The sequence below is a fragment of the Lactobacillus psittaci DSM 15354 genome (genome assembly GCF_000425905.1).
GTDB classification, from domain to species: domain Bacteria; phylum Bacillota; class Bacilli; order Lactobacillales; family Lactobacillaceae; genus Lactobacillus; species Lactobacillus psittaci.
The window spans coordinates 101497-118900 of record NZ_AUEI01000007.1; the positions used below are offsets into that span (position 1 = coordinate 101497).

The window sequence follows — 17404 nt, forward strand, 5'->3', positions numbered from 1 at the left end:
GAAAGGAAATCATTATGGCATTCTTTTTCTCTAAAAAAAATGAAATTCCAAAAGACAAGCAAATTCAAGATTTAGAATTAAGCAAAATTATTCCTAATCGTTATCAACCTAGACATGAATTTAGTACTGCTTCAATTGAACAATTAGCTCAAACACTTGATTCTGAAGGCTTACTTCAGCCAATTGTTGTTCGCGAAAAGGGCGAGAATTTTGAAATTATCGCTGGTGAACGACGTTTTCGTGCAGCTAAAAGTTTAAATTGGAAGACAATCCCAGCTATTGTCCAAAATATGGATGATCAAAAGGCCGCAAGTTTAGCTTTAATTGAAAATTTGCAACGGGAAAACTTAAATCCAATTGATGAAGCTCATGCTTATGAAGATTTGATGGAGTTAAATGATTTAACCCAAACAGCATTAGCAAAAGATATGGGAAAGTCTCAATCTTATATTGCTAACAAGTTGCGTTTATTAAAGTTAAATCCTGAAGTTCAATCTTATTTAGTTTCTGGTAATTTAACTGCTCGTCATGGTCGGGCAATGTTAGGGCTAAGTAGTGATTTACAAACTAAAGTTTTGCATGAAATTTTGAAAAACAAACTTAGTGTCAAAGAAACTGAAGCAATTGTGGCCGATCCTGAGGCATATTTCGCTGCAAAAGAGCAACCTAAAGCTAAAGAAAAAGAGAAGAAAAAAGTAGTTCATAAAACTTCAGGAGACTTAAAAGTTCAAATTAACACTATTAAGCAAGCAATTAAACTAGCTAAAGATAGTGGAATTGAGGTAAAAGTCCATGAGGAAAACTCTGAAAAAGAGTATAAGGTAACGATTGAATTAAAGAGAAAGTAGGATTACAGTTGATGGTTGATATTATTTCAATAGCAAACCAAAAAGGTGGCGTTGGCAAAACAACCACGACCATCAATTTGGCTGCAAGTATAGCCAATAGAGGCTATCACGTCTTAATTATTGATATTGATCCACAAGGAAATGCCACAAGTGGGCTAGGGATTGAAAAATCAACAATTGATAAAGATATTTATAATGTATTAGTAGATGAAATTCCGTTAACAGAAACAATTCATCATACAGGTACTAAGAATTTGGATATTGCACCTGCTACGATTAACTTATCAGGTGCTGAAACCGAATTGATTAGTATGATGGCAAGAGAAACTCGACTAAAGTCTGCTCTTGATCAAGTAGCTAATGATTATGACTTTGCCTTTATTGATTGCCCACCTTCACTTGGACAACTTTCAATCAATGCTTTTACGGCCAGTGATTCAATTTTAATCCCAGTTCAAAGTGAATATTATGCCATGGAGGGGTTAAGTCAATTGCTTAACACCATTAGATTGGTTCAAAAACACTTTAATAAGGATTTGGCAGTTGAAGGTGTACTTTTGACAATGCTAGATGCGCGAACTAATTTAGGGGCTGAAGTAGTTAAGGAAGTTCAATCTTACTTCAGTGAAAAAGTTTATAAAACTATTATCCCTCGTTTAACTAAGTTAGCTGAAGCGCCAAGCTATGGCCAAGCTATTACAGAATATGATTCCAAATCTCGTGGAGCTAAGCTTTACGATGACCTAGCAAAAGAGGTGCTAAAAGCTCATGGTAAGAGACTCAAGAAATAACGAACCTAAGAGAAAAGGCGGTTTGGGCCGAGGAATTGAAGCTTTATTTGAAGATGCCCCCAAGCCAGAAGTAGAAGAAGTAGAAGAAATTGAAGAATTATCTTTAGCTGATATTCGTCCTAATCCTTATCAACCAAGAAAGAATTTTGATGATAAGAGTTTAAAGGAATTATCTGATTCTATTAAAGAAAATGGCGTTTTTCAACCAATCATTGTACGTAAAAGTGTAGCTGGTTACGAAATTATTGCTGGTGAAAGAAGATTTAGAGCTTCTAAATTAGCTAAGAAGAAGACTATTCCTGCAATCATTCGTGATTTTGATGAAGCACAGATGATGGAAGTTGCAGTACTTGAAAACTTGCAACGTGAAGACTTATCACCACTTGAAGAAGCTCAAGCTTATGAAATGCTACAAAAGAATTTGGGCTTGACTCAAGCTGAAGTTTCAAAGCGAATGGGTAAATCTCGCCCATATATTGCCAACTACCTTCGGTTGTTAACTTTACCGCAAAAGGCTAAACGATTATTGCAACATGGCGAGCTTTCAATGGGACAAGCGAGAACTTTGTTAGGATTAAAGGATAAAGACCAAATTGATCCTTTGGCCAAAAAAGTTGTTAAGGAAGGAATCCCAGTTAGAAAACTTGAAGCCTTAGTTAGTGCAATGAATGAAAAGGCTACAACTCAAGTTAAGCCTAAAAATAAGAAATCTGCATTTATTCGTGCTAGTGAACAAAGACTGGCTGATGTATTTGGCAGTAACGTTAACATTAGTGAAGGTAAGAAGGGTAAGGGTCATTTGTCAATTGACTTTGAATCAACTGAAGATTTGAATCGCATTTTACAAATTTTAGGGATTGATTTAGATGATTAATAAAATTGACTACCAACTGGCTGATACTGTTTTGATGAAAAAGCCACATGCCTGTCAGAAAAACAATTGGGAAATCTTGCGTTTAGGTGCAGATATTAGGCTTAAATGTATGGGGTGTGGTCATATCTTGATGATGCCACGAAATGACTTTAACAAGCGCATCAAAAAAGTTCTTACCAAAGCTAATGATCCAGTAAATGCTAAGCTGGAATATTATTTACCTAAAGATAAAATAGTTAAACCAAAGTAAAAATAAGAGAAAGAGTGAAGTAATAATGTCATTAACTGCCGGAATTGTTGGATTACCAAATGTTGGGAAATCTACTTTATTTAACGCGATTACTAAAGCTGGAGCTGAAATGGCTAATTATCCATTTGCTACCATCGAACCAAATGTAGGAATGGTCGAAGTACCAGATGCTCGTTTGGCAAGAATTGATGAATTAATCCCTGCCAAGAAAGTAGTTCACACTACTTTTGAATTTACTGATATTGCAGGTTTGGTTAAGGGTGCATCAAAGGGTGAAGGTCTTGGTAACAAGTTCCTTGAAAACATTCGTCAAACTGATGCAATCATTCACGTTGTTCGTTCATTTGATGATGACAACATTACCTCAGTTACTGGTAAGGTTGACCCTGAAGAAGATATCAACACCATTAACTTGGAATTAACCATTGCCGATTTGGATGCAGTTAACCGCAGAATGGGCAAAGTTGAAAAGTTAGTTAAAGGTAACGATAAGGACGCTAAGGCAGAACTTGCAGTACTTGAAAAGATTAAGCCAGTTCTTGAAGAAGGAAAAGCTGTAAGAAGTATTGACTTTAATGATGATGAAAAGAAGATTGTTAAGGGCTTATTCTTATTAACTTCAAAACCTGTTATTTATGTTGCTAATATTGCTGAAGAATCAATGGCTGATCCAGATAGCGATAAGTACTACCAAATCGTTAAAAAGCATGCTGAAAGTGAACATGCTGGTGCAATTGCAATTAGTGCAGCTACTGAAGAAGAAATCGCAGGACTTGATGATGATGAAAAGCAAGAATTCTTAGAAGCTGAAGGCGTAACTGAATCAGGCTTGGACCGTTTGATTAAAGCAGCTTACCACTTATTAGGACTTAGAACTTTCTTTACTGCAGGTGGTGCTGAAACTCGTGCTTGGACTTTCCGTGAAGGAATGAAGGCTCCTCAAGTTGCCGGAATTATTCACTCAGATTTTGAACGTGGCTTTATTCGAGCAGAAGTTGTTTCATATGATGATTTAGATAAGTACGAAACAATGCAAAAGGTAAAGGAAGCTGGTCGTTTACGTCTTGAAGGTAAGGACTACTTGGTTCAAGATGGTGACATTATCGAATTTAGATTTAATGTCTAAAGGAGAGCTCAATGGATACAAAAGAAAAGAATTTAAAAAATAGCGCTAAGCAGGCTGAAAATCTGCAAAAAGAAGAAAAGCTTGCTAATTTGACTTCTGAAAGTCCAGCAAAATTACGTCAAAATCTTTCGAACAAAAATAGTGATTATATTTTCAGACTTGAAAAAGCACTAATACAAGGTGGAAAGACTGAACAAGAAGCACAAACTGAAACTGACAAGTTATTAGTGGAAATTATTAGTGCGCAAAAGCAAGGGGTTCCAGCAAGTACCCTTTACCAAAAGTCACCAGTTTTAAAAGCAGACGAGATTTTACACCCAGTAGTAAAGCCTAAAGAACCTGAATTTTGGCAAAAAGCAGTAGATAATGGATTATTATATTTTGCTATCTTTGCTGGGATGGTTGCAATTATGGGCTTAAGTTCTCCTAAGACGCAAAATTCACAATTAGGAATTTTCACCTTAATAGGTATTTCAGTTGTCTTTGGCTATGTAATGACAGCACTTAATGAAGAAGTGATTCAAAGTCGTTTACGTGATAGAAAACTTGGCTGGGGCAAGATGATATTTATGCTAATTGGTACAGTTGCTTTAATTTTTGTGGTAATTAGTATCTTTACTTTGAAAGCAGTACAACCAATTAATCCTGTTTTACCAGTAGCAGTAAACTTGATTTTAGCGATTCTAGCATTTGGTGGTAGATACTTTTTTAGAAAGCATTATCACATTACTAGCTCAGTTCTTTATCCACAAGGTACTAACAACAAGTAGAATGCTAACTGTTTGACATTAATTAAAATAAAGGATATTCTGTTAGCAAAGTAAATAGTGTGTATTTGAAAAATATGTTTATTTTTCTTATTAAGCGGATATTTTAGAAAGAAGGCTTCAATGCCTTCTTTCTTTAGTTTAAAGTTAAAAAGTATACCGTAGTACATATATTTATATATAAAAAATTATATTGAAAAGAGGATTAGATATGATTAAGACATTGATGAAGTCAATTCGCCAATATCGTAAAGAGTCAATTCTTTCTCCGATATTTGTATCTGTTGAAGTTTTCATCGAAATGTTTATTCCATATATAATGTCATGGTTAATTGATGATGGCATTATGAAAGGGAATACTTCATTAATAACTAAATTAGGGCTATTTTTATTATTAATGGCTTTTATTTCATTAATGTTTGGGATTGGTGCAAGTTACTTTTCAGCTAAAGCAGCAGCGGGTTTTGCGGCAAATTTACGAAAAGATATGTTTTTCAACACCCAAAATTTCTCTTTTGAAAATATAGATAAATTTTCAAGCTCAAGTTTAGTAACTCGTTTGACAACAGATATTAATAACATTCAATTGGCATATCAGATGTTAATTAGAATTGCTGTTAGAGCACCACTTATGTTGATTGTTTCAATTGTCATGGCCTTTGTTGTCAATGCCAAACTTGCAATTCAATTTGTAATTATGGCACCAATTATGGCTATTTTATTAGCCTTAATTATTAAGAATGCCTTTCCATTCTTCCCCAAGATTTTTAAAAACTATGATAAGTTGAATCAAACTGTTCGTGAAAATGTGCGTGGGATTAGGGAAGTTAAGACTTATGTGCATGAACAAGAACAAATTGATAAATTTTCTAAATCATCAAATATGATTTATAAGCTATTTTCTGGTGCACAAAAGATTATTGCATTGAATGCCCCAGTTATGATGTTGCTATTGAATGGCTCAATGCTACTTCTTTCATGGTTTGGTGCTAAGTTAATTGTAGGTCATGAAATGCAAACTGGTCAGCTAGTGTCAATGTTTTCATATTCTAATTCAGTGCTCTTTAGTTTAATGATTTTGTCTATGATTTTTACCCAATTAACAATTTCACAAGCTAGTGGTAAGAGAATTACTGAAGTAATTAATGAACAATCTACTATCACCCAGCCAGCTAAGCATCCAGTAACTGACTTAAACAATGGTGATATTGTCTTTGATCATGCTAACTTTAAATATGAAAAAGATAGTGATGTTTTAGCCTTATCTGATATTAATTTACATATTCATTCAGGTGAGACAATTGGGATTATTGGAGAAACCGGTTCTTCAAAATCTACTTTAGTAGCGATGATTCCACGACTTTATGATGTCTCTGGTGGTGCTGTAAGAGTTGCTGGTCACAACGTTCGTTCATATGATTTAAAGACCTTGCGTGATAATGTGGCCATGGTTTTACAAAACAATGTTTTATTCTCTGGCACTATCAAAGATAACTTAAGATGGGGTAATGAAAATGCGAGTGATGAAGAAATTATTGCCGCAGCTAAGGTTGCCCATGCAGATGGGTTTATCAACGAATTTCCAGATGGCTACGATACTATGATTGAACAAGGTGGTAACAACGTCTCTGGTGGTCAAAAGCAAAGAATTACAATTGCGCGTGCCTTATTAAAGAAGCCAAAGATCTTAATTTTGGATGATTCGACTTCAGCTGTTGATACTAAAACTGAAAAAGAAATTCGCTTAGCTTTGAAGCGCGATATGCCAAATACTACTAAGATTATCATTTCGCAAAGAATTGTTTCAATTAAAGATGCTGATCGAATTATTGTGATGAATCATGGGCGAATCGAAGATATCGGCACTCACGACGAACTTATTGAACGTAACGATTTATATAGTTCACTTAACAAGTATCAATCTGAAAAAGAAAAGTAGGTGAGTAGATGAAAAAACAAAATCAAAAGCATACATTTTGGAGATTACTTAAGTATATTGTAAAAACTGGACCGGTAGCTTTTCCATTGGCAATTATTGGGATTATTGTCAGTGCCTTTAGTACAGTTTATGGTTCATTATTTATTCAACAATTAATTGATAAATATATTACGCCTTTACTTAAGCAGACTAATCCTAATTTCACTCCTTTATTTAATGCGCTTGGCTTCTTGGCCTTAGTTTACTTAATTGGGGTAGTTACAACGTATCTCTACACTTTATTGATGATGGTATTAGCACAAAAAGTGCAAAAGAGTATCAGAGATAAGATGTTTAAGCATATGCAATATCTACCAATTGCATATTTTGATCAAAATGAATATGGCGACATTATGTCTCGCTATACTAATGATATTGATACCTTGATGCAGATGATTTCACAGTCAATACCTCAATTTGTGAGTTCAACTTTGACTATTGTTTTCGTATTAGGTTCAATGTTAGTTTTAAGTTGGCAATTAACGATTTTGACTTTGATTATCTTTTTATTATCAGTTGGTATTGTTCGCTACTTAACCAAAAAATCTGGCTATTATTTTAAGTTGCAACAAGAAAAATTAGGTGCAATGAATGGTTATAATGAGGAAATGCTCAGCGGGTTAAAGGTAATTAAGGTCTTTAGTCATGAACCATACGTTAAGAACGATTTTGATAAATACAATGATGAATTGCGTCAAGCATCTGGTTTGGCCAATGTTTATGCGACAGTGCTCTTCCCAATTATGGGTAATGTTGGAAATATCTCATACGTTTTAATTGCTCTAATTGGTGGATTAGGTGCAATTAATGGCTTTTTCCCATTAACTTTAGGTGCGATTGCTTCATTCCTACAACTATCACGTTCATTCAGTATGCCAATTGCTCAAATTTCACAACAATTAAACTCAATTGTAATGGCCATGGCTGGTGCTAACCGAATTTTCAATGTGCTTGATAAAACAGCTGAAGTTGATGCAGGCACAGTTACTATTACTCATAAAGTTGGTGTCAAAAATGCTTGGAACTGGCGCAAGGCAAATAATGAATTAGTTCCAGTTAAGGGCCATATCAAGTTTGATCATGTTGATTTTGGCTATGTTCCAAATAAACAAATTCTTTATGATATTAACATTGATGCTAAACCTGGTATGAAAGTTGCCTTAGTTGGTGAAACCGGTGCTGGTAAAACTACTATTTCTAATATGATTAATCGTTTTTATGAAATAAATAGTGGTAGTATTACCTACGATGGTATCGATGTTAAAGATATCAAGAAAGATGATTTGCGTAAGTCCGTTGCAATTGTTTTGCAGGATACGCACATGTTTACTGGGACAATCATGGATAATATTCGCTTTGGTAATCCAGATGCTAGTGACGATGAAGTCTACCAAGCAGCGCGACTTGCTCATGCTGATGAATTTATTCATGAGCTTGATAATGGCTATCAAACGGTAATTGATGGCTCAGGTGGTGACTTATCACAAGGACAAATGCAGTTATTATCAATTGCGAGAGCGATGATTGCTGATCGGCCAGTGATGATTTTGGATGAAGCTACTTCAAGTATCGATACAAGAACTGAAAGAATTATCCAAAAAGGTATGGATAATTTGTTAGCTGGTAGAACTAGCTTTGTGATAGCGCACCGTTTATCTACGATTGTTAACTCTGATTTGATTTGTGTTCTTGATCACGGACATATTATCGAAAAAGGGTCTCATGAAGAATTATTAGCTAAAAAAGGTTACTATTACGAGTTATACACTGGTAAAAAGGAAATCGAATAATCTTAAGAATATGAAAAGAGCATGCAATATTGCATGCTCTTTTATTTAGATTTTGTACAATATAGTATAAGATTATTAGAACTCAAAAAGAGGGGTATAACTATGAAAATTATAGTCGTTGATGATGATAAAGAAATCGTAGAACTCTTAAGTATTTATCTCAAAAATGAAGGTTATGAACCTATTGCCGCATACAGTGGTAAGGAAGCTTTAACTAAGATTGCTACTACCCCTGATATTGGCTTGATGATTTTAGATATTATGATGCCAGGGATGACTGGAATTGAAGTTATTAAGGAATTGCGGCGTGACTCTGATATTCCAATCATTGTTGTTTCGGCTAAGACTGGTGACATGGATAAAATTCAAGGCTTAATTACTGGTGCTGATGACTATGTCGTAAAACCATTTAACCCGCTTGAAGTAATGGCACGGGTACGTTCACTTTTGCGTCGAAGTGAAAAGAAAGTTACTAGTGACAAGCCAGATATTTTAGAAATAGGACCATTAGTAATTAACAAAGATTCACATGAAGTCAAAACAATTGCTGGTGCCGATATTCAATTAACAGCTTTAGAATTTGGAATTTTATATCTTTTAGCCAGTCATCCTAATCGAGTTTTTAGCGCTGATGAAATTTTTGAAAGAGTGTGGCAACAAGAATCTGTTGTTTCAGCTAAGACGGTTATGGTTCACGTTTCTCACTTACGTGATAAAATTCAAAAAGCTACTGACGGGGAAGAAGTTATTCAAACTGTTTGGGGCGTAGGATACAAGGTAGAGGCGCAATAATGAAGAAGAAACGCGTCATTTTAACTGGACGTGAAAAAAGTGAACTTGTTGGTGAAGGAGTAGTAACGATTATTTTATTACTGCTCCTTAATTTATCAATCATAATTCTAATTAATTTAGCAATGATTAAAAATCAGAGTCTAGTTAATGGAATTTATTATCTAAAAAGCACTTTAGTATTTGCCAATGGCCAACATATTTGGTCTTGGGAAAGGATTTTTATCGTGTTTATGGGGCTTGGTGATTTGTTAGTGCTTTATTGGCGCTTAATAAGACGTTACCATCAAATGCAATTACGACATGTAATTCAAGAGCTCCATTACATCGCTGAAGGTCATTTTGATCATCGAATTTCTTTTGTCGTTAAAACAGATTTACAAAAAGTAATAGATTCTATCAACTTCTTAGTGGATAGTACTGTTAATGCTATGGATGAAGAACGACAAATTGAAAAGTCTAAAGACGATTTGATTACTAATGTTTCTCATGATATTAGAACACCACTTACTTCGATTATTGGTTATTTAGGTCTACTTAAAACTGATCATAGTTTAAATCCCAATCAAGTTAAGTATGTTGATATTGCTTACAATAAAGCAGAACAGATGAAAGCCTTAGCTAATGACTTATTTGACTATACAACTTTAAATAGTGCAAAGACAAAAATTAAATTAGTACCTCTACACTTAAATTCAATGTTAGAACAAGTAGCAGCTGGGTTTGAGTTAGAAGCTGAAGCTAAAAAAATTGATTTACAAACTAAATGTAGTCCAATTGACTTAACGATTGATGCAGATGCCGAAAAACTTGTTAGAGTTTTTAACAACTTGATTTCTAATGCCTTTAAATATGGCCATGATGCTAGCTTTATTCGAATAGCTGCTAAAAAACTGGATACCAGAAAAGTCGAGTTGCGTGTTGAAAATGATGGCGAAAAAATACCGGCAAGTAGTTTGAATAAAATCTTTGAACGTTTTTATCGAGTAGAAACATCACGGAATACTAACACTGGTGGGACTGGATTAGGACTTGCAATTGTCAAAGAAGTAGTAGATTTGCATCATGGTAGTATTCGCTGTGAGTCTGATGATCATTTAACAAGTTTTATTATTACCTTTCCAATAAAAACGCAGATGTTACCAAGTACGGGCACTGTGTTATAATTTGCATTGAAAACTATTTCGAGTGGGGTTAACTATGAGTATCTCTTTAAATACCTGTATATTAATTTTGAAAGAACATCATTTATTGAAGTCTAGTGCAGTACAAGATACTGTTCCAACCAAAATGGACTATATTTCTTATGACTCACGTGACATTCAAACTAATACCTTATTTTTCTGTAAGGGTGCTGGTTTTAGACCAACTTATTTATCAATGGCTAAAAGTAATGGAGCCATTTGTTATGTTGCTGAACAACCTTTCCCTGAGGGGAAAGGGATGCATGCACTAGTAGTACGTGATGTTACTAAGGCGATGGCTTTATTATCAGCTGCATTTTTCCGTTTCCCTCAAGATGATTTATTCTTGGTTGCATTTACTGGAACAAAAGGAAAAACTACAAGTGCATACTTCTTAAAGGGAATTTTTGATCAGATGAATGGTGGTAAGACTGCCTTGTTCTCATCTGTTAATGATGTTGTTGGACCTAAGCCTGAAGATACTTTTAAGTCTAGCTTGACAACGCCAGAATCACTTGATTTATTCCGTGATATGCGTAAAGCAGTTGATAATGGAATGACTCACTTAGTTATGGAAGTTTCAAGCCAAGCTTATAAGAAAAATCGAGTATTTGGTCTTACATATGATTTGGGCTTTTTCTTAAATATTACTCCAGATCACATTGGACCTAATGAACACCCTAATTTTGCGGATTACTTGCACTGTAAATTGCAACTTTTAGTAAATTCACGTAAGTGTATTATTAATGCAGAAACAGATCACTTCTCAGAAGTTTATGCTGCTGCAACGACTACAACTAATCCAGATAGTATTTTCTTATTTAGTCGTGAAGGTTACCAAAATCCAGAGTTGAAGGTACCAGTGGATTTCATTTTTAAGTCTGAAGAAACTGACTTAATTGAAACTAGGTTCAAGTTATTCTGTGCCAGTGATAAAGCTAAGCATTTAGCAATTAATGGTGACTATACTTTACAAATGCTGGGAGACTTTAACGAAATTAATGGTTCAGCTGCTATTATTGGCGCTGGACTTGGTGGAGCCACTCATGAACAAGCAGCTAGTGGGATTAGACATGTAACCATTCCAGGAAGAATGGAAACAGAAATGACCAAAGATCACGGTATGGTTGTAGTGGACTATGCACATAATAAGGCTAGCATGATGGCTTTAATGGGCTTTATGCGCAAAGAATTTGATAATCCAAAGATTATTGTCGTTGTTGGTGCACCTGGAGATAAAGGTGTAAGTCGTCGCCCAGGATTTAGTCAAAGCTTGTCTGCATTTGCTGATAAAGCGTTTTTAACAACTGATGATCCTGGCTTTGAAGATCCAATGGATATTGCTGAAGAAATTGATGCTGGAATTGATCATTCTAAAGTTGATGTCACAATTGAGCTTGATCGTAAAAAAGCAATTCATGAAGCAATTAAGATGTCTGGTAAGGGCGATGTTGTTTTGATTTGTGGTAAGGGTGCAGATGCCTTTCAAAAGATTAGAGGTGTCAACACGCCATATCCATCTGATATTGTAGTTGCCCGCAATGTGATTAAGGAATTAGAAAAATAATGAAACACTTTTTTACTATTATTGGTGGTATGGGCACAATTGCTACTGAAAGTTATGTGCGTTTAATTAATCACCGGGTTAAAATTACTAAAGATCAGGATTATTTAAATTATATTTTAGTTAATGATGCTGAAATACCTGATAGAACAGCTTATATTAAAGATCATAGTCAAGAGAATTTCTTTTATGCCTTAAAAGATGATGTTGAAAAACAAGCCCTCTTGAAGCCTGATTTTTTTGTAATGCCATGTAACACAGCACATTACTTTTACCGTGATCTTGCAGCTTTAACTGATGTTCCATTCTTGAATATGATGGAAATTGCTGTTCATACTTTTTTGGAAAAATTTCCAAATGAAGAAAAAATTGGCCTAATTGCAACTGAAGGCTCAATATATGATCGTTTATATGAAAAGCAAATTGAAAAAGTTGGTCGTAAAGTAGAATTTGGTGGTAGTGAAATTCAACCAATGGTGACTGATTTGATCTATCATAATATCAAGGAAAAAGGTGTTGTGAACAAAGAACTCTACCACCAAATCTTGCAAAAGATGCATGATGAATATGGTTGCAATGTAATCTTACTCGGATGTACTGAGTTATCATTAGCTCAAGAAAAAGCTCCAGATCATCCTTATAATGTTATTGATCCGCAATCAATTTTGGCAGATGTCACAATTGAATTAGCCTTGAAGATTAGAAATGGGATGGATCCTAAGGAAGCTATCGCTAAATATTTATATGATTAACAGAAAACAAGTATGATACTTAAATATCGTACTTGTTTTTTTATTTTGAAGGAAAGTGAATGAAAATGAATGTTTTTGATTGCTTTTAAATAAAAAAGCGGTTACTATATTAGGCGGGGTGAAAAAGATGCTGACTCAAGAACGCCAAACATTAATCAAAAATTATGTTGAGAAGCACGATATTTGTCGCGTTTCTGAGCTATGTGAATTGACGCAATCGTCAGAATCAACTATTCGCCGAGATTTATCTGAGATGGATCAATTAGGGTTGTTGCATCGGGTCCACGGTGGTGCACAAGCAATAAATCCTGAAAGTGATATTGCTCAACATATCCGTTTCACCATTAACGTGGAACAAAAGCGTAAAATTGCTGAATTTGCTGTTAAGAATTTTGTAAAAGCTAATTCCTACATATTTTTGGATGCAGGAACAACTATTTATGAAATGGTCCCTTTTTTAAAGGATATTCATAACTTAACGGTAGTAACTAATAGTTTAGATACAGCAGTTGAATTATTAAAATTAGACATTTCGACCAGATTGTTAGGCGGAAAGTTAAAAAAGGCAACGCATGCAATAATCGGTGAAACTGCACTTGTGCAGTTGAAGGAGTTGCATTTTAATGCAAGCTTTATCGGTGCTAATGGCTTGAATAAAAATGGCACTTTTACTACTCCTGACCCAGCAGAAGCTGCAATTAAAAAAGCTGAAATTATCCAAGCAGATTCAAGTTATATTCTGATGGATAGTTCTAAAATAGCAACTAACAACTTTGCAAGCTTTGCTGATGTCAATGAGGCGACTCTGATTATAGATTCATTATCAACTAATCAAAAAGAAAAATTGCCGCAAGGTTTAATTTATAAGGAGGCTAACGTATGATTTATACGGTAACTGTTAACCCTGCACTAGATTATGTTTTACAACTAGATAAAGTGATCACTGGGGAAGTTAACCGGACAGATGATTGTCAATTTTTAGCAGGTGGTAAAGGAATTAATGTTTCTCAAATTTTAAATCAGCTGAAGATTGAAAACACTGCATGGGGATTTGTTGGTGGCTTTACTGGTCAAGAATTAGTTCGTCAATTGAACAAAAAGCACATTGTAAGTGACTTCGTTCAAATTTCAGATACTACTCGTGTAAATGTTAAGATTCACGCGGAAAAAGAAACTGAAATCAATTCAGCTGGTCCCCAAATTACAGAACAAGAAATTACCGCTTTTAAGGCAAGATTGAGCGATTTAAATAAAGGCGATATCGTTGTTATGAGTGGTAGTTTGACTAAAGGTTTAGGCCAAGATTTCTATAAAGACTTGCTTCCAACTATTAAAGAAGCAGGTGCTGAATTTGTAGTTGACACTACTGGGCAAGCTCTACTTGATACTTTGGAATTTAAACCACTCGTAATTAAACCTAACCACCACGAATTAGCTGATTTATTTGGAGTAACTTTTGATTCAAATGAAGAAATGCTTACCTATGCTAAGAAGTTGCTTGATATGGGTGCACAAAATGTTATGATTTCAATGGCTAAAGATGGTGGTTACTTAGTAAATAAGAATGGCGTTTACCATGCACCAGGTGCTAAAGGCACTGCAATTAACTCTGTGGGCGCAGGTGACTCAATGATTGCTGGTTTCGTTGGAACTTACTTTGAAACTCAAGACCCAGTTGAAGCATTTAAGATTGGGATGGCTTGTGGTGCTGCTACTGCTTTTACTAAAGATATTGCGGTTAAGAGTCAAATTGATGCTGTCTTACCACAAATTAAAGTTTCAGAAGTTAAATAATTACTTTGAGTTTGATTGAATAAAAGAAATGAGGGATATTAATGCGGATTAAGGATATTTTAAGTCCAGAATCAATGATTATGAACTTAAAGGCGACTGATAAAGAAGCAGCTATCAATGAAATGGCTGATTTAGAAGTTGCTACTGGTATTGTTAACAACAAAGAAGAATTCGTAAAATCAATCTGGGCTCGTGAAAACGAATCTACTACTGGTATTGGCGAAGGAATTGCTATGCCTCACGCTCGTAACAAGAGCATTAACAAGGCGAGAGTATTGTTTGCTAAGAGTGAAAAAGGTATTGACTTTAATTCACTTGATGGTCAACCAGTTCACTTATTCTTTATGATTACTGCTCCAGATGGTGCAGATAATACGCACTTACAAGCATTGGCTAAGCTTTCAGGGTTACTTGTAAATCCTGATTTAATTGCCAAGTTAAAGGCAGCTACTAAGCCTGAAGAAATTATTGACATCTTTACTAAGGCTGAAGAAGCTAAAGATGCTGAAGAACAAGCTGCAGCAGAAAAGGCAGCAGCTAAGAAAGAAGCTGTCAAAGAAGATAGCGATAAGCCTTTAATCGTTGGTGTTACTGCATGTATTAATGGTATTGCCCACACTTACATGGCTGAACAAGCTTTGATTAAAGCTGGTGAAAAGCTAGGTGCTGAAGTTAGAATTGAAACTAACGGTTCTGAAGGTGTTAAGCATGAATTAACAGCTGATGAAATTAAGCGTGCTAAGGGTGTTATCATTGCTTCTGATAAGAAAGTTAAGATGGCACGCTTTGACGGCAAAGAAATGATTATGGGTCCAGTTGTTGATGGTATTAACAAACCCGAAGAATTAGTTAAGGATATCTTAGCTGGCAAGGGTGATATTTACCATGATAATGGCCAAAATACTGAAAGTGAAACTAAGCAAGGTAATGGTGGTATTTACCAACAATTAATGAATGGTATTAGTCATATGCTTCCATTCGTTATCGGTGGTGGTATCCTGATGGCCATCTCATTCTTAGTTGAACAATACCTGGGTGGATCCAAGACTGAAGCATTTATTTTCTTGAACAATGCCGGTAATATGGCATTTGCTTTCATGGTACCAGTTCTTGCAGCTTATATTGCTGAAGCAATTGGTGATGCACCAGCTCTTATGCCTGGTTTTGTTGGTGGATTTATGGCAACTGTATACAAGGGCTCATTTGGTGGAGCTTATGTTGCAAGTATCAACCATAATGCTAATTCAGCAGCTGGATTTTTAGGCGGGATTGCTGCAGGTTTCATTGCTGGTTACATTGTTGTAGGTCTTAAGAAGTTATTCAAGGGCTTACCTAAGTCTGTTGAAGGTATGAAGCCTATGCTTTTATACCCAATCTTTGGCTTGTTACTTGTAGCTTTAGTAATGTATTACATCATTAACCCAATCTTTGGTTCATTAAACTCAGCAATTACTGCATTCTTGAACCATTTGGGTACTGGTAACTTGGTATTACTCACTGCAATTTTGGCAGGTATGATGTCAATTGATATGGGTGGTCCTTTTAACAAAGCTGCATACGTCTTTGCATCAGGTGCCTTTGCTAATGACCCTAAGTCAACTACAACTGCTATTTTAATGGCTGCTGTTATGGTTGGTGGTATGGTAGCTCCATTTGCAACTGCTATTGGTACTGCTTTCTTCAAGGATAAGTATACTGATGAAGAAAGAAAAGCCGGTGTAACTAACTGGATTTTAGGCTTCTCATTTATTACTGAAGGTGCTATTCCATTTGCAGCAGCAGATGCTGGACGTGTTATTCCATCATGTGTGATTGGTTCAGCTGTTGCCGGTGCAATTGTTGGTTTCCTTCACGTTGGTGTACCAGCACCTCACGGTGGTTTCTGGGTATCACCACTTTCAACTAATATTCCAGGCTACTTCTTAGCAGTAATTATTGGTTCAATTGTTGCAGCTTTGATTATGAGCATCTGGAAGAAAAAAGTTACTGAATAGTTAAAGGTACTTACTTAAATAAAGAAATTAGACGCTATCACTTATGATAGCGTCTTTTTTTGGTAGAATAGTTATAGAAAGAAGGAGATTGGCTAATGATTAAATTGATTGCAACTGACATGGATGGAACTTGGTTAAATTCTGAAAAAACTTTTGATCAGGACTTATTTAAGCGAGATCTTAAATTGATGCAGGATCATCATATTAACTTTGTCATTGCCAGTGGCAATCAATATGAAAACTTAAAGACTCGTTTTCCTGGTTATGTATCACAATTATATTTTGTGGCAGAAAATGGGGCCTTAATAGCTAAGGGAAAGCAAATCTTAGCAATTGATGATTTAAGTCAAACTGATATTGATGTTTTATTAACTGTTGCTCAAAAGTATCACTATCCCATTGTTTGGGCTGGTTTAACTAGTGCCTACGTTTTTGAAAGCGATGGTCCTCTAATGTACAATGAAATGCAAAAGTATTATTTTAAGTTGAAAGCTGTCAAAAGCTTTAATCAGATTAATGATAGGCTATTTAAAATGAGTTTTATTGTACCAGAAGGTAACGTCTTACCAATTGTGGATGATATTCGACAAAACTTTCCTACTTTGGAAGTGGTAGCTGGATCAGAGTTTTCAATTGATATTAGTCAAAAAGGAATGAGCAAAGCTGTCGGCTTAGCAAAGTTAGGTAAAAAGTTAGGAATTTCAGCTCGAGAAATGGTAGCATTTGGCGATAGTGGAAATGATGTTGAAATGCTTAAATATGTTGGAAAAAGTTTCGTTACTGCGACTGGCCAAAGTGTAGCTAAACAAGTAGCTGATGAAATTATTGGCTCAAGTGATGAAAGTAGCGTTCAAAAAAAGATTATTGACTTATTGAGTTGATTTAGGTTACAATAAATGAATT

The 17404-nt window shown here is 35.1% G+C and carries 16 protein-coding genes; all 16 read left to right on the forward strand.

Going from position 1 to position 17404, the window contains the following annotated elements:
- The first annotated feature begins 14 nt into the window (after window positions 1-14).
- The 16 genes from noc to H628_RS0102110 all read left to right on the forward strand — a co-directional run bounded on the left by noc (window position 15) and on the right by H628_RS0102110 (window position 17382).
- Complete coding sequence (gene noc, locus H628_RS0102035; RefSeq protein WP_027824958.1) at window positions 15-848, forward strand: nucleoid occlusion protein; 834 nt, start codon at window positions 15-17, stop codon at window positions 846-848.
- 11 nt (window positions 849-859) lie between these two features.
- A complete protein-coding gene (locus H628_RS0102040) occupies window positions 860-1639 on the forward strand; it encodes a ParA family protein (protein WP_027824959.1) in 780 nt (259 codons plus the stop codon).
- On the forward strand, window positions 1617-2513 hold the full coding sequence (locus tag H628_RS0102045) for a ParB/RepB/Spo0J family partition protein (protein ID WP_027824960.1): 897 nt from the start codon (window positions 1617-1619) through the stop codon (window positions 2511-2513). The genes H628_RS0102040 and H628_RS0102045 overlap by 23 nt, the downstream gene beginning before the upstream one ends.
- Complete coding sequence (locus H628_RS0102050; RefSeq protein ID WP_027824961.1) at window positions 2506-2763, forward strand: DUF951 domain-containing protein; 258 nt, start codon at window positions 2506-2508, stop codon at window positions 2761-2763. Before H628_RS0102045 ends, H628_RS0102050 begins: the two co-directional genes overlap by 8 nt.
- A 25-nt stretch (window positions 2764-2788) precedes the next feature.
- The gene (gene ychF / locus H628_RS0102055; RefSeq protein WP_027824962.1) at window positions 2789-3889 is read left to right on the forward strand and encodes a redox-regulated ATPase YchF; all 1101 of its coding nucleotides are present in this window, start codon (window positions 2789-2791) and stop codon (window positions 3887-3889) included.
- Window positions 3890-3900: 11 nt separating this feature from the next.
- Window positions 3901-4659: a DUF1129 family protein gene (locus H628_RS0102060; RefSeq protein WP_027824963.1), complete on the forward strand. Its 759-nt coding sequence runs from the start codon at window positions 3901-3903 to the stop codon at window positions 4657-4659.
- Between the two features lie 208 nt (window positions 4660-4867).
- Complete coding sequence (locus H628_RS0102065; RefSeq protein ID WP_027824964.1) at window positions 4868-6595, forward strand: ABC transporter ATP-binding protein; 1728 nt, start codon at window positions 4868-4870, stop codon at window positions 6593-6595.
- Between the two features lie 8 nt (window positions 6596-6603).
- Entirely contained in the window at window positions 6604-8424 is a 1821-nt protein-coding gene (locus H628_RS0102070; RefSeq protein WP_027824965.1) for an ABC transporter ATP-binding protein, read from the forward strand.
- Window positions 8425-8526: 102 nt separating this feature from the next.
- Window positions 8527-9216, forward strand: a complete 690-nt coding sequence (gene croR / locus H628_RS0102075) for a response regulator transcription factor CroR (RefSeq protein ID WP_027824966.1) — start codon at window positions 8527-8529, stop codon at window positions 9214-9216.
- Entirely contained in the window at window positions 9216-10379 is a 1164-nt protein-coding gene (locus H628_RS0102080) for a sensor histidine kinase (protein ID WP_027824967.1), read from the forward strand. Before croR ends, H628_RS0102080 begins: the two co-directional genes overlap by 1 nt.
- A gap of 34 nt (window positions 10380-10413) precedes the next feature.
- Window positions 10414-11964: a UDP-N-acetylmuramoyl-L-alanyl-D-glutamate--2,6-diaminopimelate ligase gene (locus H628_RS0102085; RefSeq protein ID WP_027824968.1), complete on the forward strand. Its 1551-nt coding sequence runs from the start codon at window positions 10414-10416 to the stop codon at window positions 11962-11964.
- The gene (locus H628_RS0102090) at window positions 11964-12713 is read left to right on the forward strand and encodes an amino acid racemase (protein WP_027824969.1); all 750 of its coding nucleotides are present in this window, start codon (window positions 11964-11966) and stop codon (window positions 12711-12713) included. Before H628_RS0102085 ends, H628_RS0102090 begins: the two co-directional genes overlap by 1 nt.
- A 127-nt stretch (window positions 12714-12840) precedes the next feature.
- The gene (locus H628_RS0102095) at window positions 12841-13596 is read left to right on the forward strand and encodes a DeoR/GlpR family DNA-binding transcription regulator (protein WP_027824970.1); all 756 of its coding nucleotides are present in this window, start codon (window positions 12841-12843) and stop codon (window positions 13594-13596) included.
- Window positions 13593-14507: a 1-phosphofructokinase gene (gene pfkB, locus H628_RS0102100; RefSeq protein ID WP_027824971.1), complete on the forward strand. Its 915-nt coding sequence runs from the start codon at window positions 13593-13595 to the stop codon at window positions 14505-14507. The genes H628_RS0102095 and pfkB overlap by 4 nt, the downstream gene beginning before the upstream one ends.
- Before the next feature lie 41 nt (window positions 14508-14548).
- Entirely contained in the window at window positions 14549-16501 is a 1953-nt protein-coding gene (locus H628_RS0102105) for a PTS fructose transporter subunit IIABC (RefSeq protein WP_027824972.1), read from the forward strand.
- 95 nt (window positions 16502-16596) lie between these two features.
- A complete protein-coding gene (locus H628_RS0102110) occupies window positions 16597-17382 on the forward strand; it encodes a Cof-type HAD-IIB family hydrolase (protein WP_027824973.1) in 786 nt (261 codons plus the stop codon).
- Window positions 17383-17404 lie beyond the last annotated feature (22 nt).